The 16,009-nt window shown below is 70.3% G+C and carries 18 protein-coding genes and 1 pseudogene; 14 read left to right on the plus strand and 5 right to left on the minus strand.

Annotated elements, in window-relative coordinates; all coding sequences use genetic code 11:
- The 3 genes from AC2VOR_RS17300 to AC2VOR_RS17310 all read left to right on the plus strand — a co-directional run.
- A partial coding sequence (locus AC2VOR_RS17300; protein WP_486964202.1) for a S1 RNA-binding domain-containing protein occupies positions 1–443 on the plus strand: 443 nt, incomplete at its 5' end.
- The gene (locus tag AC2VOR_RS17305; protein WP_486964203.1) at positions 421–1,806 is read left to right on the plus strand and encodes a M16 family metallopeptidase; all 1,386 of its coding nucleotides are present in this window, start codon (positions 421–423) and stop codon (positions 1,804–1,806) included. The genes AC2VOR_RS17300 and AC2VOR_RS17305, both read left to right, overlap by 23 nt.
- Positions 1,807–1,811: 5 nt before the next feature.
- Complete coding sequence (locus AC2VOR_RS17310) at positions 1,812–2,831, plus strand: nitronate monooxygenase (protein WP_486964204.1); 1,020 nt, start codon at positions 1,812–1,814, stop codon at positions 2,829–2,831.
- A gap of 15 nt (positions 2,832–2,846) precedes the next feature.
- On the opposite strand, the gene ald is transcribed toward AC2VOR_RS17310, so the two are convergent.
- Positions 2,847–3,962 carry an alanine dehydrogenase gene (gene ald, locus AC2VOR_RS17315; protein WP_369739450.1) on the minus strand — a complete coding sequence of 372 codons (1,116 nt, stop codon included), beginning with the start codon at positions 3,960–3,962 and terminating at the stop codon, positions 2,847–2,849.
- 99 nt (positions 3,963–4,061) lie between these two features.
- On the opposite strand from ald, the gene aldR reads away from it, so the two are divergent.
- The 5 genes from aldR to AC2VOR_RS17340 are packed head-to-tail and all read left to right on the plus strand — an operon-like array spanning position 4,062 to position 8,554.
- Positions 4,062–4,577, plus strand: coding sequence for an HTH-type transcriptional regulator AldR (aldR, locus tag AC2VOR_RS17320; RefSeq protein ID WP_369739449.1), 516 nt, complete (start codon positions 4,062–4,064; stop codon positions 4,575–4,577).
- A 7-nt stretch (positions 4,578–4,584) separates the two neighbouring features.
- Complete coding sequence (locus AC2VOR_RS17325; RefSeq protein ID WP_369739448.1) at positions 4,585–5,067, plus strand: SRPBCC family protein; 483 nt, start codon at positions 4,585–4,587, stop codon at positions 5,065–5,067.
- Between the two features lie 20 nt (positions 5,068–5,087).
- Entirely contained in the window at positions 5,088–6,536 is a 1,449-nt protein-coding gene (locus AC2VOR_RS17330; RefSeq protein WP_369739447.1) for a flavin-containing monooxygenase, read from the plus strand.
- Positions 6,537–6,545: 9 nt separating this feature from the next.
- Positions 6,546–7,466, plus strand: a complete 921-nt coding sequence (locus AC2VOR_RS17335) for a metal-dependent hydrolase (RefSeq protein ID WP_369739446.1) — start codon at positions 6,546–6,548, stop codon at positions 7,464–7,466.
- Between the two features lie 11 nt (positions 7,467–7,477).
- Entirely contained in the window at positions 7,478–8,554 is a 1,077-nt protein-coding gene (locus AC2VOR_RS17340) for a PDR/VanB family oxidoreductase (RefSeq protein ID WP_486964205.1), read from the plus strand.
- On the opposite strand, the gene AC2VOR_RS17345 is transcribed toward AC2VOR_RS17340, so the two are convergent.
- Both AC2VOR_RS17345 and AC2VOR_RS17350 read right to left on the minus strand, forming a co-directional pair.
- Positions 8,541–9,053, minus strand: a complete 513-nt coding sequence (locus AC2VOR_RS17345; protein ID WP_369739444.1) for a GNAT family N-acetyltransferase — start codon at positions 9,051–9,053, stop codon at positions 8,541–8,543. The two genes, AC2VOR_RS17340 and AC2VOR_RS17345, sit on opposite strands and share 14 nt — an antisense overlap.
- The gene (locus AC2VOR_RS17350) at positions 9,050–9,628 is read right to left on the minus strand and encodes a TetR/AcrR family transcriptional regulator (RefSeq protein ID WP_369741669.1); all 579 of its coding nucleotides are present in this window, start codon (positions 9,626–9,628) and stop codon (positions 9,050–9,052) included. The genes AC2VOR_RS17345 and AC2VOR_RS17350 overlap by 4 nt, the downstream gene beginning before the upstream one ends.
- Positions 9,629–9,772: 144 nt before the next feature.
- Here AC2VOR_RS17350 and AC2VOR_RS17355 point away from each other — a divergent pair, with 144 nt between their 5' ends.
- Positions 9,773–10,753 (plus strand): aromatic ring-hydroxylating dioxygenase subunit alpha, encoded by a 981-nt coding sequence (locus AC2VOR_RS17355; protein ID WP_369739443.1) that lies wholly within the window; start codon positions 9,773–9,775, stop codon positions 10,751–10,753.
- A gap of 6 nt (positions 10,754–10,759) precedes the next feature.
- On the plus strand, positions 10,760–11,848 hold the full coding sequence (locus AC2VOR_RS17360; RefSeq protein WP_369739442.1) for an NAD(P)H-dependent amine dehydrogenase family protein: 1,089 nt from the start codon (positions 10,760–10,762) through the stop codon (positions 11,846–11,848).
- Between the two features lie 5 nt (positions 11,849–11,853).
- Here the strand turns inward: AC2VOR_RS17360 and AC2VOR_RS17365 are convergent, their stop codons facing one another.
- Positions 11,854–13,218: an HNH endonuclease signature motif containing protein gene (locus AC2VOR_RS17365; RefSeq protein ID WP_369739441.1), complete on the minus strand. Its 1,365-nt coding sequence runs from the start codon at positions 13,216–13,218 to the stop codon at positions 11,854–11,856.
- A 123-nt stretch (positions 13,219–13,341) separates the two neighbouring features.
- Here AC2VOR_RS17365 and dapB point away from each other — a divergent pair, with 123 nt between their 5' ends.
- Genes dapB through AC2VOR_RS17380 form a run of 3 tightly spaced genes read left to right on the plus strand, consistent with a single transcriptional unit; the run spans position 13,342 to position 14,980 of the window.
- Positions 13,342–14,076, plus strand: a complete 735-nt coding sequence (dapB, locus tag AC2VOR_RS17370; RefSeq protein WP_369739440.1) for a 4-hydroxy-tetrahydrodipicolinate reductase — start codon at positions 13,342–13,344, stop codon at positions 14,074–14,076.
- Positions 14,073–14,528: a hypothetical protein gene (locus AC2VOR_RS17375; RefSeq protein WP_486964206.1), complete on the plus strand. Its 456-nt coding sequence runs from the start codon at positions 14,073–14,075 to the stop codon at positions 14,526–14,528. The genes dapB and AC2VOR_RS17375 overlap by 4 nt, the downstream gene beginning before the upstream one ends.
- Complete coding sequence (locus AC2VOR_RS17380; protein WP_369739438.1) at positions 14,525–14,980, plus strand: flavodoxin family protein; 456 nt, start codon at positions 14,525–14,527, stop codon at positions 14,978–14,980. Before AC2VOR_RS17375 ends, AC2VOR_RS17380 begins: the two co-directional genes overlap by 4 nt.
- Here the strand turns inward: AC2VOR_RS17380 and AC2VOR_RS17385 are convergent.
- On the minus strand, positions 14,965–15,804 hold the full coding sequence (locus tag AC2VOR_RS17385) for a thioesterase family protein (protein ID WP_369739437.1): 840 nt from the start codon (positions 15,802–15,804) through the stop codon (positions 14,965–14,967). The genes AC2VOR_RS17380 and AC2VOR_RS17385 overlap by 16 nt on opposite strands.
- 39 nt (positions 15,805–15,843) lie before the next feature.
- Between AC2VOR_RS17385 and AC2VOR_RS17390 the strand changes: the two are divergent.
- Positions 15,844–16,009, plus strand: a pseudogene (locus tag AC2VOR_RS17390) (long-chain fatty acid--CoA ligase); the annotation flags it as partial.

Below are 16,009 nucleotides of genomic sequence, written 5' to 3' on the forward strand. Positions count from 1 at the left end.
AGGGCAAGGTCATCAACGCCATCACCGAGGAGACCGGCGCGCAGATCTCCATCGAGGACGACGGCACCGTGTTCGTCGGCGCCACCGACGGCCCGTCCGCGCAGGCCGCCATCGACCGGATCAACGCGATCGCCAACCCGCAGCTCCCGACGGTCGGCGAGCGGTTCCTGGGGACCGTGGTCAAGACGACGGACTTCGGGGCGTTCGTGTCGCTGCTGCCGGGCCGTGACGGGCTGGTGCACATCTCCAAGCTCGGCAAGGGCAAGCGCATCGCGAAGGTCGAGGACGTGGTCGGCGTCGGCGACAAGCTGCGGGTCGAGATCGCCGACATCGACAAGCGGGGCAAGATCTCGCTGGTCCTGGTCGACGACGACAGCGCCGCTTCCGAGACGCCTGCCGACTCGGGGGCCGCACCTGCAGATGCCGCGACAACCGGCAGCTGACCCGCCGGCCGGGCCCAAGCCCCGCACGGCGGCCGCCCTGCGCCGGGGCACGCTCGGAGCCGAGGCGAAACCGGAACACCGGGCCGCACTGCGCCGCACCACCCTGCCGGGTGGGCTGCGGGTGGTCACCGAGTTCCTGCCCGCGGTGCGCTCCGCGTCGGTCGGGGTGTGGGTGGGCGTCGGCTCGCGAGACGAGGGTTCGACCGTGGCCGGGGCGGCGCACTTCCTGGAGCACCTGCTGTTCAAGGCGACCCCGACGCGCACCGCGGTGGACATCGCGCAGGCGATGGACGCCGTCGGCGGGGAGTTGAACGCGTTCACCGCCAAGGAGCACACCTGCTACTACGCGCACGTGCTCGACAGCGACCTGGAGCTCGCCGTCGACCTGGTCGCCGACGTGGTGCTCAACGGCCGCTGCGCCGCCGAGGACGTCGAGCTCGAACGTGACGTCGTCCTCGAGGAGATCGCCATGCGCGACGACGACCCCGAAGACGCGCTGGGCGACATGTTCCTGTCGGCGCTCTTCGGCGACCACCCCGTCGGCCGTCCGGTGATCGGCACCGCGGAGTCGGTGTCGGCGATGACCCGGACCCAGCTGCACTCCTTCCACGTGCGCCGCTACCGGCCGGAACGCATGGTCGTCGCGGTGGCCGGCAACGTCGAGCACGATCGGGTAGTCGCCCTGGCGCGCGAGCACTTCGGCCCGCATCTGGTCCGCGGGCGCCGGTCCGTGGCCCCCCGCAAGGGCGCGGGTCGGGTGCAGGCGGTGCCCGGCCTGGCGCTGGGCCACCGCGACTCGGAGCAGACCCACGTGGCGCTGGGGGTGCGCACGCCGGGCCGCGGCTGGGAGCATCGCTGGGCGCTGTCGGTGCTGCACACCGCGCTGGGCGGCGGCCTGAGCTCCAGGCTCTTCCAGGAGGTGCGCGAGCTGCGCGGGCTGGCCTACTCGATCTACTCCTCGCTGGACATGTTCGCCGACAGCGGCGCGCTGTCGGTGTACGCGGCGTGCCTGCCGGAGCGGTTCCCCGACGTCATGCGGGTGAGCGGCGAGGTGCTCGACGCGGTGGCCCGCGACGGCATCACCGACGCCGAATGCCGGATCGCGAAGGGCTCGCTGCGCGGCGGGCTGGTCCTGGGGCTGGAGGATTCGAGTTCCCGGATGAGCCGTCTGGGCCGCAGCGAACTAAACTACGGCAGGCACCGCAGCATCGAGCAGACGCTGCGGCGGATCGACGAGGTGACGGTCGAGGAGGTCAACGCGGTGGCCCGCAGGCTACTGAGCAAACGGTACGGCGCTGCCGTCGTCGGCCCGTATACCTCGAAACGTCAGCTGCCCCAACAACTTCGGGCGATGGTGAATTAGCGCAGATGGTACTGGGCTTTTGGGACATCGCGGTGCCCATCGTGGGTGCGCCGATGGCCGGCGGCCCCGGCACCCCGGCGCTGGCCGCGGCGGTGTCCAACGCGGGCGGGCTGGGCTTCATCCCCGGGGGGCACCGCACCGCCGAGCAGTTCGCCGCCGACATCGCCGCGGCGCGCGCGGCCACCACCGGCCCGCTCGGGGTCAACCTGTTCGTACCCCAACCCAGCGTCGCCGACTGGCTGGCCCTGGAGTACTACGCCGAAGAACTCGTCGAGATCGCCGAGCACTACCAGGTCGAGGTCGGCCGGCCCGAGTACGGCGACGACGACGACTGGGAGCGCAAGCTCGAGGTGGTGGCCGACGTGCGGCCCGAGCTGGTGTCCTTCACCTTCGGCGTGCCCCCGCCCGACGTCATCCACCGGCTGGGGGCGCTGGGACTGCTGGTGATGGTCACCGTGACCTCGGCCTACGAGGCCGGCGTGGCCGTCGCCGCCGGCGCCGACAGCCTGGTCGTCCAGGGACCCGCCGCCGGCGGGCACCGCGGCACGTTCGCCCCCGACATGCAACCCGCCAACGAGTCGCTGCACCAGCTGCTCGCCCGGATCCGCAGCGCGCACGACGTCCCGCTCATCGCGGCCGGCGGCCTGGGCACCGCGCGCGACGTCACCGACGTGCTGAACCGGGGGGCGGTCGCCGCGCAGGTCGGCACTGCGCTGCTGCTGGCCGACGAGGCGGGCACCAACCCCGCGCACCGCACCGCCATGAAGAATCCGCTGTTCGCCACGACCGTTGTCACGCGGGCGTTCTCGGGGCGCTACGCCCGCGGGCTGGAGAACGACTTCACCCGGATGCTCGACAACGTGGCGCCGCTGGGCTATCCGGAGGTCAACCAGATGACCTCGCCGATCCGGGAGGCGGCCGCCGCCCTGGAGGACCCGAACGGATTTCCGCTGTGGGCCGGGACGTCGTTCCGGCACGCGCAGGCCGGACCGGCGGCCGACATCATCGCCGGCCTCACCGAGTAGCGGCCGGGGTCGGCCTCAGCCCAGCACGCTCGCCGGCGCGGTGTACGGCAGGCCCAGGTCGGTGGCGACGCGTTCGGACAGCAGCGCGCCGTCGTGCGTCGAAAGCCCTTTGGCCAGGGCCGGCTCGGACTGGCAGGCCGCCCGCCAGCCCCGGTCGGCGAGCTGGAGAACGTACGGCATCGTGGCATTGGTCAGCGCGTAGGTCGACGTCTTGGGCACCGCGCTGGGCATGTTGGCCACGCAGTAGAACAGCGTGTCGTGCACGGCGAAGGTGGGGTTGTCGTGGGTGGTCGGCCGCGAGTCTTCGAAGCAGCCGCCCTGGTCGATGGAGATGTCCACCAGCACCGCACCCGGCTTCATCTGTGCGACAAGTGAGTTGCCGATCAGCTTGGGCGCCTTGGCGCCGGGCACGAGAACCGCCCCGATCACTAGGTCGGCGCGCTGGACGGCGCCCTCGAGCTCGTACTTCGAGGAGTGGCGGGTGCTGATGTGGCCGCCGAACTCCGCGTCGAGCAGTCGCAGTTTGTTGACGTTGACGTCCAGGACGCGGACGGCGGCGCCCATGCCGGCGGCGATCCGGGCGGCGTTGTAACCGGCGGTGCCGGCGCCGATCACCACGACGTCGGTGGCCTTGACGCCGGGTACCCCGCCCATCAGTACGCCCCGGCCGCCCTGGGTGCGCATCAGGTGGTAGGCCCCGACCTGGGCGGAGAGCCGGCCGGCGACCTCGCTCATCGGCGCCAGCAACGGTAGCGCGCCGTCGGCGGTCTGGACGGTCTCGTAGGCGATCGACGTGGTGCCGGCGGCCAGCAGCGCCTCGGTGCAGGGCCGGGACGCGGCCAGGTGGAGATACGTGAAGAGCACCTGGCCCCGCCGCAGGAAGCCGTACTCGGCCGGCAGCGGTTCCTTCACCTTGAGCACCAGGTCCGCCTCGGCCCACACCTGCTCGGCGGTGCCGGCCAGTTGGGCGCCCGCCGCCTTGAATTTCGCGTCGGCGATCGCCGAGCCCTCGCCGGCGCCGGCCTGCACGAGCACCTCGTGGCCGTGGTGAGTCAGTTCGGTGACACCGGCGGGCGTGATGGCCACCCTGAGCTCGCTGTTCTTGGTCTCGGTCGGAACGCCGACGCGCATTTGGGCCCCCTGCCATGGGATTTCGATTGACAACTCCAAGTGTGAAGAAAGTTCGAATGTTTCGCAAACGGGACGCCGATGATTCGGTAAAGTGGTGCGATGGCTGAGGAAACAACTGGCCTGGACGGTGGGCAAGCTGGCCCGCCGAAGGATGTTCGACCCGCCGACCTCGACGATGTGGACCGCAGGATTCTGACCCTGTTGCACGCCGACGCGCGCATCACCAACACCGCACTGGCCGAGACGGTCGGCATCGCGCCGTCGACGTGCCACGGCCGCGTCCGGCGGCTTGCGGAGCTCGGCGTCATCCGGGGCTTCTACGCCGACATCGACCCGGTGGCCGTGGGGCTGCCGCTGCAGGCGATGATCTCGGTCAGCCTGCAGTCCCACGCGCGCGGCAAGATCCGCAGCTTCATCCACCGGATCAGCAGCAAGCCGCAGGTGCGCGACGTCTACTTCCTGGCCGGCGCCGACGACTTCCTGCTCCATGTCGCCGCCCGCGACACCGAGGACCTGCGCTCGTTCGTGGTCGAGAACCTGAACGCCGACGCCGACGTCGCGGGGACCCAGACGTCGCTGATCTTCGAGCATCTGCGCGGGGCCGCACCGATATGATCGGGCGATGACCCGGCCCACAGATTCCGCCGTGACGGCCACCGTGCACGTCGACGCCCCCGCCGAGGTGGTCTACGGGCTGCTCACCGACCTGCCGACGCTGGCCTCGCTGGCCGAGGAGACGGTGGCGATGGAATGGCGCAAGGGGGATCCCGGGGATGGCGGTGTCCGGCCGGGCGCCGTGTTCACCGGCCACAACGCGAGCGCCAGCCGGCGCTGGAGCACCCGCTGCACGGTCACCGACGCCGAACCGGGCCGCCAGTTCGCGTTCGACGTCACCCACACGGTGCTGCCGATCGCCCGCTGGCAGTACGACATCGTCGCGGACGACGGAGGCTGCCTGGTCACCGAGAGCACCTGGGACCGCAGGCCCGGCTGGTTTCGCAAGCTGGCCGGCAAGGCCACCGGCGTGCCCGACCGGGCCGCCGCCAACGCCGAGCACATCCGGCTCACCCTGCAGCGCCTCAAGCAGCGCGCCGAGGCCGGGTAGACGCACCCGGACCGGCCCCGATGACCCGACGCGATCCCGCCGTAGCCGTCGTCGGAGCGGGCATGTCCGGGCTGTGCATCGCAATCGCGTTGCTGCGCAACGGGATCGATGACGTCACGATCTACGAGAAGGCCGACGACGTGGGCGGCACGTGGCGGGACAACACCTACCCGGGCCTGTTCTGTGACGTGCCCTCGCGGGTCTACCAGTACAGCTTCGCCCGCAAGCCGGACTGGTCGCACGTGTTCTCCCCGGGCGGGGAGATCCAGGCCTACTTCCAGGGCATCGCCGACACGTTCGGGCTGCGGGACCGGATCCGGTTCGGCACCGAGATCGTCAGCGCCCGGTTCGACGGCGGGCGCTGGGCGCTGCGCACCGGCGCCGGCGCGGAGTCCGAGGTGGACTTTTTGATCTCGGCGACCGGTGTGCTGCACCATCCCCGGGTCCCGTCGCTGCCCGGTGCCGGCGACTTCGGCGGCCACCTGTTCCATTCGGCCCGCTGGGATCATTCCGTCGAGCTGCGGGGGCGGCGCGTCGCGGTGATCGGCAACGGATCGACCGGGATCCAGTTGGTCTGCGGCCTGGCCGGCGTCGCGGAAAAGCTGACCCTGTTCCAGCGCACCGCGCAATGGGTTGTCCGGCTGCCCAACCCGCGTTATCCCGGGCTGGCCGGGCGCACGCACCGAGCGGTTCCCTGGCTGGGCGGGTTGGCCCACCGGGCCTACAGTCTGGCCTTCGACACGTTCGCGGGCGCGCTGACCAAGCCGGGCCTGCGGCGAAAGGCGATGGGGGCGCTGTGCCGCGCCAGCCTGCGCACCGTGCGCGACCCCGGCCTGCGCGCCGCGCTGACCCCCGACTACCAGCCGATGTGCAAGCGGCTGGTGGTCTCGGGCGGCTTCTACCGGGCGATCCAGCGCGACGACGTCGAACTGGTCACCGCCGGCGTCGACCACCTGGAACGCCGCGGCATCGTGACCGGCGACGGGGTCCTGCACGAGGCGGACGTCATCGTGCTGGCCACCGGGTTCGACACCCACGCGTTCTTCCGGCCGATGCGGCTGACCGGGCGGGACGGGATCAGCGCCGACGAGGTGTGGCGCGACGGGCCGCGGGCGTATCAGACCGTCGCGATGCCGGGCTTCCCGAACTTCTTCATGATGCTCGGGCCGCACAGCCCGGTGGGCAACCTCGCCCTGACGTCGGTGGCCGAGTCGCAGGCCGACCACATCCTGAGATGGCTCCAGCGTTGGCGCAGCGGTGAATTCGACACCGTGGAGCCGAAGGTGTCGGCCACCGAGACGTTCAACGCCGCGCTGCGCGCCGCGATGCCCCGCACCGTGTGGACCACGGGTTGCGACAGCTGGTACCTCGGCAAGGACGGCATCCCCGAGGTGTGGCCCTTTACGCCGGCCGCGCATCGGGCCATGCTGGCCAAGACGGATTCCGCTCAGTACGAGCTGCGACGGTAGGGGGCCACGATGTTGCGCGTCGACGACCGGGCGGCGGGTCCGCATGACGCCTCGCTGGACCACGAACGCCTGGTCCTCGAGGCCCGCGATGTCGAATTCGACTGGTCGGCGCTGCCGTTTCACTACGTGCCCGGTGAGCCGTTCGTCACCCACGTCCTCAACGTCCTGCACCTGCTGCTGCCGGCGGGCGAAGAGTTTTTCGTCGAGGCGTTCAAGAAGTCGCTGCCGCTGATCAAAGACGAGCAGCTGCGGCAGGACGTGCAGGGCTTCATCGGCCAGGAGGCCGTGCACTCCCGCGCGCACGCCAAGGTGCTCGACCACTTCGCCGCCCGGGGCGTGGACGTCACGCCCTACACCGACCAGATCCGATGGCTGTTCGAGAAGCTGCTCGGGGAGCGGCCGGGGTGGGGCGTGCGGCGGCAGCGCAGCTGGCTGCTGGAGCAGATCTCGTTCGTGTCCGCGATCGAGCACTACACCGCCGTATTGGGTGAATGGGTGCTCAACTCGCCGGCCCACGACGCCATCGGCACCGACCCGGTGATGCTGGACATGCTGCGCTGGCACGGCGCCGAGGAGGTCGAACACAAGGCGGTGGCCTTCGACACCATGGTCCACCTGCGCGCCGGGTACTGGCGGCGCACCCGCGCACAGCTGGTCGTCGCACCGGCCATGGCGCTGTTGTGGTTTCGCGGGGTCCGGTTCCTGTACGCGATCGATCCGCACCTGCCGCCGGGCACCACGGCGCGGTGGTGGCTGTGGTGGTGGGACTACGTCCGCGCGGCACGTCGGGGCCTGGTGCCGTCTCCGCTGCGATTCGTGCGGGCCTTCGCCGACTACCACCGGCCCGGCTTCCATCCCTCGCAGCTGGGCGGGCTGGCCAGGGCGGTGGACTACCTGGCCGTCTCACCGGCCGCGCGTGCTTCGCGCTGACGGGTTGTGCTGTGCCCGAAAGCCTTTGGAGCAGCAGGCCCGCCGACCTGTACGGGCGTCGCGACCACGACCGGCTCGGCGCGCTGTTGTGGGGGCTGCGGGTGGTCTTCGACGGGTTCGCCTCGGTCTCGCGGTGGGAGCCGTCCCGGGTGCGACCGGTCCGGCGGACGCAGACGGCGGTGGTCACGCGGCGCGAACTCGTCGCCCCCGACGTGGTCGCCCTGACGTTGGCCGACGCTGACGGCCGGCCGCTCCCGTCCTGGACGCCCGGCGCGCACATCGACGTCCGGTTGCCCTCGGGACGACGCCGGCAGTACTCGTTGTGCGGTCAGCCCGGACGACGCACCGACTACCGCATCGCGATCCGCCGGATCCCCGACGGCGGCGGCGGTTCGATCGAGATGCACGAGTCTCTCGGCGTCGGCGACACCGTGGTGTTCGAGGGCCCGCGCAACGCGTTCTTCCTCGGCGCCGCCGAGCGCGACGTGCTGTTCGTGATCGGCGGCATCGGGGTGACGCCGATCCTGCCGATGATGCGGGCGGCCCAAGAGCATGGAATCGCCTGGCGCGCGGTGTATGCCGGTCGCAGCCGGGACTACATGCCGCTGCTGGACGAGGTGGTGTCAGTGGCGCCGGAGCGGGTGCGGGTCTGGGCCGATGACGAGCACGGCCGCTGCGCCGGTGTGGACGACCTGCTGGCCGGCGCCGGGCCCACGACGGCGGTGTACGTGTGCGGACCGACCGCGATGCTGGAGGCGGTGCGGGCGTCCCGCGCCGAGTTTGCCTCGGCGCCAATGCATTACGAGCGGTTCACCCCGCCGCCCGTCGTCGGGGGCGTGGCGTTCGAGGTGGAGCTCGCACGGTCGCGGCAGGTGCTCGGCGTTCCGGCGGACCGGTCGGCGCTGAGCGTCATGCTCGATCGAGACCCCACCACCCCCTACTCGTGCCGGCAGGGTTTTTGCGGGACCTGCAAGGTGAAAGTGCTTGCCGGACGGGTCGACCACCGGGGACGTCTCGGCGTGGGCGCCGACGAGATGCTGGTCTGCGTCTCGCGGGCCGACGGTCAGCGCGTCGTCATCGACGCCTGAGCGTGTAGCCCACGTGCGGCACCCGCACTCCCGCAAGCGGCTCCCAGTCCAGGGTGCGGCCGTCGAGCCGGAACTGCTTCTTCTCGTAGAAGCTGCGCGCTCTGTCGTTTTGCTCGGCACACCACAGCACCGCGTCGGCCGAGGGCAGCGTGCACAGCGCCGTGTCGAGCAGGCGGCCCCCGAGGCCGTGGCGCTGGCAGTCCTCGGCCACGTAGAGCGCGTCGATTTGAAGCTGACCGGGATCGGCGGGGTCGGGCCCGAAGATCGTCACGCCCGCGACCCGGTCGCCGGACTCGGCGATCCACATGCTCCACCCGGGCCGGCTCAGGTTCTGGGGGTAGATGTCGGCCGCCCAGCGCCGCGCCGGCCCGAGGATGTCGAGCAGCGGCGCGGTGAGGATCCCGGCCCAGGACCGCCGCCACGCCGGGTAGTGCATGTCCGCGACGCGGCCGAAATCGCTCGGGGTCGCTTCGCGGATCGTGGGCTCGCTGTCGTTCATTCCACCCGGGACTGTTCCAGATAGGCGACCAACGCGTTGGTCAGACCCCGCCGTGCCATGTCGAGGTCGGCGTAGGAACCCAGTTGGCGCTCGGACACCAGGCCGCGCATGGCGCCGGGGATGAGGGTGGCCACCTCGCGGACCCGCTCGGGGTCGACGCCGAGCCCGGCGAAGGCGTTCTGGCAGGTCTCCAGCCAGCTCTTGCCCCAGGAGAACAGCTCGGCCGCGGTGCGCGGGTAGAGGCGTTCGAGTTCCTTCGGGTCCCGGGGCAGTGCCGCCCGCAGGTTTTCGATCGCCCGCGAATCCGGCGACGCCAGTCCCCGGTAGAGGGTGTCGACGATGGCGCCGACTCGTTCGCGCAAGGGCACCTCGGGCTGCGTGGCCGTTGCCAGCGTCGAGATCGTCGCGGCGCGGCGCTCGGCCGTGCGGTGCAGCACCGCGGCCCAGAATCCGTCGGTGTCGCCGAACTGGTACTGCACCGCGCCCCAGGTGGCGCCGATCTCCTTGGCGATGCGGTTGGCCGACACCGAGCCCGGATCGCCGGAGGCCAGCGACGTCAGCGCGGCCTCCAGCATGCTCTCGCGAGTCGCCTGGCCGCGGCGGTTCGGGCGTCGGCCCGCGACATCGGTGCCTGTCACACGGCCGAGCCTAGTGAGGCCATCCATGTTTTCATAGAGGGTACTTTGATTTCTGGTGCGAGCCTCCTATCATTCGTACACATGGCTAAGCCGCCGTTGTCGATGAAACCGACCGGATGGTTCCAGGTCGCCTGGTCCGACGAGATCGGCATCGGCGACGTCCACAAGATGAAGTATTTCGACCAGGAGATGGTCGCGTGGCGGGCCGAGTCCGGCGAGCTCACCGTAATGAACGCCTACTGCGAACACCTCGGGGCGCACCTGGGCTATGGCGGTCAGGTGGTCGGTGAGGTGCTGCAGTGCCCGTTCCACGGGTGGCAGTGGAATCAGCAGGGCCGCAACGTCCGCATCCCGTACCAGGACCACCCCAACCGCGGCAGGCGGATCCGGACCTACCCCGTGGTCGAGCGGAACGAGTCGGTCTACATCTGGCACGACGTGCAGCGCCGCGAGCCGTACTTCGAGGCGCCCGACGTCTTCGCCGCGTTCGGCGACGGCAGCAGCGCCGGCGACTACTACCCGCAGCAGCGGCTCTACCGCGCGGGCCTGGAATTGCACCCGCAGTACGTGCTCGAAAACGGGGTCGACTTCGCGCATTTCAAGTTCGTGCACCACACCCCGATCGTGCCGGTCTTCACCCGCCACGACTTCGCCGACGCGGTGTCCTACGTCGACTTCACCATCACGTTCGAGGGCGACGACGGCCAGAGGATCGAGGACGTCAACAGCGGCGTGCAGGCCATCAACGGCGGTCTGGGAATCGCGGTGACCAAGAGTTGGGGGATGGTCGACAATCGGACGATCTCGGCGATCACCCCCGTCGACGAGTCCACCTCCGATGTCCGGTTCATGGTCTACATCGGCAGGTCGCCGGGCAAGGATCCGGAGCGGGCCGAGCGGAAGGCGTGTGAGTTCGGGCAGGAAGTGATCCGCCAGTTCACGCAGGACATCGATATCTGGGCGCACCAGCGCTACTCGGACCCGCCGGGGCTGACCACCGACGAGTACGAGGGTTTCACCGCAATCCGGGCGTGGGCCAAGCAGTTCTACGAGAAAGGCTGAACGCGAATGAATGCACCCGCTCGACCGACCCGCGTGTTCCAGGTGGCCACCGGCAACGTCGGCAAGGAGATGATCAAGCGGATCGCCACCCAGCCCGACCTGGAACTGGTTGGCGTGCACTGCTATTCGCCGGACAAAGTCGGCCGCGACGTCGGGGAGCTGGCCGGCATCGGCCCGGTCGGGGTGATGGCCACCGGCACCGTCGAGGAGATCATCGCCGCCCGGCCCGACGTGCTCACCTTCCATGGTGTGTTTCCCGACGAGGACCTCTACGTCAGGGTGCTCGAGGCGGGGATCAACGTCGTGACCACCGCCGACTGGATCACCGGGTGGCACCGCGACAAGAATCATCCGCACCCGTCGGGCAAGCCGGTGACGCAGCTGCTCTCGGAGGCCTGCGCGAAGGGCGGCGCGACGTTCTACGGCACCGGGATGAACCCGGGCCTGAATCAGATTCTGGGCGTTGTCTGCTCGGCCGACGTGGCCGAGATCGAGAACGTGACCACGATCGAGTCCGTCGACGTGTCGTGCCACCACTCCAAGGACACCTGGATCGAGGTGGGTTACGGCCTGCCAGTTGACGATCCGGAAATTCCGGCCAAGCTGGAGAAGTACACCCGGGTGTTCGCCGACAGCGTGCTGATGATGGCCGACTGCTTCGACCTGCCGCTGGACGAGGTGAAGTTCAGCTACGAGTTGGGCGCGTGCACCAAGGACGTCGACCTCGGCTGGTACACCCTGCCCAAGGGATCGCTGGGCGGCAACTACATCAAGTACCAGGGCATGGTCGACGGCGTGCCCCGGGTCGAGACGCACCTGGAATGGCAGATGACCCCGCACACCGACCCGAGCTGGGACATCAAGGGCTGCTACATCACCCAGATCAAGGGTGATCCCTGCATCTACAACAAGCACATGATCTTCCCCAGGCCCGGGGTGGACCTGTCCAACCCGGACAACTTCGCCTCCATCGGGATGACCGTGACGGGAATGCCCGCGCTGGCGTCGATCAAGTCGGTGGTGGCGGCGCCGCCGGGCCTGATCACCAGCGCGGACCTGCCGCTGCGCGGCTTCGCGGGGCGTTTCAAGCTCTGAAGTCATCATGGCGCGTCGTCGTCGCAGTCGTCGAAGAGGCGCTCCGGATGGTGGTAGTCGTTGGTGCGCGCACCGCGGTCCAGTTGGGGCGGCGGGATCCACTCGGTGCGACCGTTCGGGAGTTTCCTTGTCCGCCATCCCTTGTGGGTGAGCTTGTGGTTGGGCTTGCAAGCGAAGGTGAGCTTGTCGGCATCGGTCGGGCCGCCGTGGGCCCACTCGTGAACGTGGTGGATCTCGGACCAGTAGCCCGGCACGTCGCAGCCGGGTTGCGTGCAGCCGCGATCCTTGGCGTAGAGGACCACGCGCTGGTCCGGTGACGCGATCCGCCTGGTCCGGCCCAGATACAGCGGGCGGCCCGAGTGCTCGTCGAAGACCGCCAGGTAGTGATAGGCGTGGGCGGCCATGCGGATCAGGTCGCGCATCGGCAGCACGGTCCCGCCGCCCGTCACCGCCCGGCCCGCGCCCGCGGTCAGCTCCTGCAGCGTGGTCGACACGACCACGGCGACCGGCAGACCCTTGTGCACACCGAGTTTCGGGTCGCCCAGCTGGCCACGGACCAGGGCGTCGAGCGCGTCGTGCTGACGCTGGGAATGGGTGCGGCGGTCCCGGCCCGCGGCTTCCTCGCTGGGTTCGCCGGTGACGCAGGGAGACTCGTCGTCGGGGTTGCACATGCCCGGCGCGGCGAACTTGGCCAGCCACGCGTCGAGGTGGGCGCGCAGATTCGGCGAGGCGACCAGCTTGCCCACGCTCATCCCGTCGGGCCGCTGGCCGCACCAGGTGAAGCCGCGCTGGCGGGCGCGGTCGGCGTCGGAGAACTTCCCGTCGGGATTGAGCCGCAGCGCACACCGGTGCGCCACCTTCTCCAGCTGGTCGGGCCGCAACTGTGTCGCCTGGCGGGCGAGGAACCTCTCGGCCTTGTCCACCGTCTCGACCGGGATGTCCTGCGGCAGGTCACGGACGAAGGTCTGGATCACCCGCAGGTGCTGCGCGTCGAGCATGCCGTCGCGCCAGGCCTCCGCGGTGGCCGGCAGCTCCGGCGGCAACTCCTGGCCGGTGAGCGTCACCCGCGGGGAGAGCTGTGTGGCGTTGCGCAGCCGGCGGCCGGCCTCGGCGCAGCTGATCCGCAGCCAGTCCGCGACCACCTTGTGCACCGGTCCGCCCACGTCGGCGGGGTCCTCCTTGGCCAGCCCCGCGATCACGTCGTGGCTCAGTGCCGCCTGCCGCCGGTGAGAGGTCTCCATGCGCTCCAGCGCGCGCAGCCGGACGGCGGGGCTGTAGGCATCGAAGTCCAGCGCACCGAGCGCGGCGCGGGCCGCGTCGAGGCCGTCGAGAGCGGCGGCCAGTTCCGGCGGAACCTCGATCGAACGCATATTCGAATGATATTCGCGCCCAGCGAAAAGCGACGAAAAGCGACGGGGCGCAGCCGGAGCCTGTGGATGAACACCGGACTGTGGACAAAGCCACCGCGAACCGCCGGTCTAGTCTTGACCACCATGCGGGTAGGCGTGCTGGGGGCCAAGGGAAAAGTCGGGGCGACGATGGTCGGGGCCGTGCAGGCGGCCGAGGACCTGACCCTGTCCGCGCAGGTGGACGCCGGTGACCCGCTGAGCCTGCTGACCGAAGGCAACACCGAGGTGGTCATCGACTTCACCCACCCCGACGTGGTGATGGGCAACCTGGAGTTCCTCATCGGCAACGGGATTCATGCCGTGGTCGGCACCACCGGCTTCACCGCGGAGCGACTGCGGCAGGTCGAGTCGTGGCTGGCCGGGACCACCACGAACGTCCTCATCGCCCCGAACTTCGCGATCGGGGCGGTGCTCTCGATGCACTTCGCCAAACAGGCGGCGCGGTTCTTCGACTCCGCCGAGGTCATCGAGCTGCATCACCCGCACAAGGCCGACGCCCCGTCGGGCACCGCGGCCCGCACCGCCAAGCTGATCGCCGAGGCGCGAAAAGGCCTGCCGCCCAACCCCGATGCCACCAGCACCGGCCTGCCCGGGGCGCGCGGGGCCGACGTCGACGGCATCCCGGTGCACTCGGTGCGGCTGGCCGGGCTGGTCGCCCACCAGGAGGTGCTGTTCGGCACCACGGGGGAGACGCTGACCATCCGCCACGACAGCCTGGACCGGACCTCGTTCGTGCCGGGCGTGTTGCTGGCGGTGCGGCGCATCCCCGAACACGCCGGCCTCACGGTGGGCCTCGAGCCCCTGCTCGACCTGCAATGAACGCCACCCGGCGCATCCAGCTGCTGATCGGCTTCATGTGCGCGGCCATGCTGGTGTATGTCGTGCTCCTGGGCCGCGAGGCCGTCGCGCTGATCGGCTCCGGCCGCCCCGCCGCGGCGGGGCTGGGCCTGGCGCTGCTGATCCTGCCGGCCATCGGGCTGTGGGCGATGATCGCCACGCTGCGCGCCGGATTCGCGCACCAGAGGCTGGCCCGCCTGATCGCCGACGAGGGCATGGAACTCGACACCCGCGGCCTGCCGCGACGCGCGTCGGGCCGCATCGAGCGGGGCGCGGCCGACGCGCTGTTCGCCAGCGTGCGCACCGAGGTGGAAAGCGCCCCCGACGACTGGCGACGGTGGTACCGGCTGGCCCGGGCCTACGACTACGCGGGGGATCGCCGGCGGGCGCGGGAGGCCATGAGGACGGCGGTCGAAATGCAGGGCCGCCCATGACGAAAAAGCTGCTGATCGTGCACCACACGCCGTCGCCGCACACGCAGGCGATGTTCGAGGCGGTGCTGTCGGGCGCCACCGATCCCGAGATCGAGGGAGTGGAGGTGATCCGTCGCGCCGCCCTGACCCTCTCCCCGGCCGACATGCTGCAGGCGGACGGCTACCTGCTGGGCACCCCGGCCAACCTGGGTTACATGAGCGGTGCCCTCAAGCACGCGTTCGACGTCTGCTACTACCCTTGCCTCGACGCCACCCGCGGGCGCCCGTTCGGCCTGTACCTGCACGGCAACGAGGGCACCGAAGGCGCCGAGCGGGCCGTCGACGCCATCACCACCGGGCTGGGCTGGGTCAAAGCGGCTGAGAACGTGGTGGTTTCGGGTAAGCCGAGCAAGGACGACCTGGAATCGTGCTGGAATCTCGGGGCGACGGTGGCTGCTCAGCTGATGGGATGAGGCGGCTGGAACGCGTCGGCGGGTTGCGCCAAAGCCAGCGCGCAGCTGGTCCCGAGGGGGCCGTGCCGGTCGAACAGCGTCGCACTGCCGGTCGCCACGCCGGCGGCGCCGAAATGGCTCGCGGCCGCCAGGCCGAGGTACTCGCCGTCGGGCAGCCGGCTGGCGGTGACGGTGTAGTCGGCGTTGATGTAGCGCAATCCGCCGGTGCCCCAATGGGTCAGTGAGCTGGTGAAGTCACCGACGAACGCCAGCCGGGTGAAGGGCGTGAGCGGGTGGCCCTGCACCATCGGGCGAATCAGCCTTGCCCAAACGAACTTCTGCGAGTGCGCCTGCTCCCACTCGCCGGCGGCGAGGCCGGGAGTGCCCGTCGCGGTGGCCCCGTAACGCCAGATGAGAAACGGCATGCCCGGCGGAAGGCCGTCGGAACCTGCCGGAATCGGGGGTATCCGCACCGGGGCGGACCAGACCTCGCCCTCGGGATGCTCGCCCCGTCGCAGGAACAGCGCACTGGCGCGTGCAACCTGCCGGCCGTTCTGGATCAGGGCGGCGTCGACGAGCCGGATGCGCCGGCCTTCCCGCTGCACCGCGACCTCGATCCGCACCGGCTCGAGCAGAACCGGACGCAACAGGTCGACGGTGAGGCGGGCGGGCTGTAGGTCCGGGTCGATACCGGACTGCTCGATGCCCCAGCCCAGCAGGCCGCCGACGACCTGACCGCCCATGGCGCCGCCCCACGGCCCGCGCGTCAGCGCGCCGGGCAGGTAGGAGTCGCCGTCGACAGTGAAGAACGCCTCGGGCATGATGGCGGAATCCTCGATCGTCACCGCCATCACGATAGGCGAGGCGGATATTAAGGAGCGGGCATGCCTGCAGTGACCGAGATTCCCCGCACTCACAACCCATTCGCGACGACGGGCGTCTCCCGCGGCGCCGACGGCATCCCGCGCTACGACCGCCTGCCCGCCACGCTGCTCGACATGCTCGCCGAGCAGGTCGACAACCGCCCCAACGGCGAGGCGGTGGTCGAAC

The organism is Mycobacterium sp. TH-M103 (genome assembly GCF_057473785.1).

Coding starts and splice junctions, on each gene's coding strand:
- ald (WP_369739450.1), bottom strand. CDS start 3,962: ATGCGCGTCGGCGTTCCGACCGAGACCAAGAACAGCGAGCTCAGGGTG.
- AC2VOR_RS17305 (WP_486964203.1), top strand. CDS start 421: ATGCCGCGACAACCGGCAGCTGACCCGCCGGCCGGGCCCAAGCCCCGC.
- AC2VOR_RS17375 (WP_486964206.1), top strand. CDS start 14,073: ATGAACGCCACCCGGCGCATCCAGCTGCTGATCGGCTTCATGTGCGCG.
- AC2VOR_RS17345 (WP_369739444.1), bottom strand. CDS start 9,053: ATGAACGACAGCGAGCCCACGATCCGCGAAGCGACCCCGAGCGATTTC.
- AC2VOR_RS17360 (WP_369739442.1), top strand. CDS start 10,760: ATGAATGCACCCGCTCGACCGACCCGCGTGTTCCAGGTGGCCACCGGC.
- AC2VOR_RS17310 (WP_486964204.1), top strand. CDS start 1,812: ATGGTACTGGGCTTTTGGGACATCGCGGTGCCCATCGTGGGTGCGCCG.
- AC2VOR_RS17335 (WP_369739446.1), top strand. CDS start 6,546: ATGTTGCGCGTCGACGACCGGGCGGCGGGTCCGCATGACGCCTCGCTG.
- AC2VOR_RS17365 (WP_369739441.1), bottom strand. CDS start 13,218: ATGCGTTCGATCGAGGTTCCGCCGGAACTGGCCGCCGCTCTCGACGGC.
- AC2VOR_RS17380 (WP_369739438.1), top strand. CDS start 14,525: ATGACGAAAAAGCTGCTGATCGTGCACCACACGCCGTCGCCGCACACG.
- AC2VOR_RS17325 (WP_369739448.1), top strand. CDS start 4,585: ATGACCCGGCCCACAGATTCCGCCGTGACGGCCACCGTGCACGTCGAC.
- AC2VOR_RS17350 (WP_369741669.1), bottom strand. CDS start 9,628: ATGCTGGAGGCCGCGCTGACGTCGCTGGCCTCCGGCGATCCGGGCTCG.
- AC2VOR_RS17330 (WP_369739447.1), top strand. CDS start 5,088: ATGACCCGACGCGATCCCGCCGTAGCCGTCGTCGGAGCGGGCATGTCC.
- AC2VOR_RS17355 (WP_369739443.1), top strand. CDS start 9,773: ATGGCTAAGCCGCCGTTGTCGATGAAACCGACCGGATGGTTCCAGGTC.
- dapB (WP_369739440.1), top strand. CDS start 13,342: ATGCGGGTAGGCGTGCTGGGGGCCAAGGGAAAAGTCGGGGCGACGATG.
- aldR (WP_369739449.1), top strand. CDS start 4,062: ATGGCTGAGGAAACAACTGGCCTGGACGGTGGGCAAGCTGGCCCGCCG.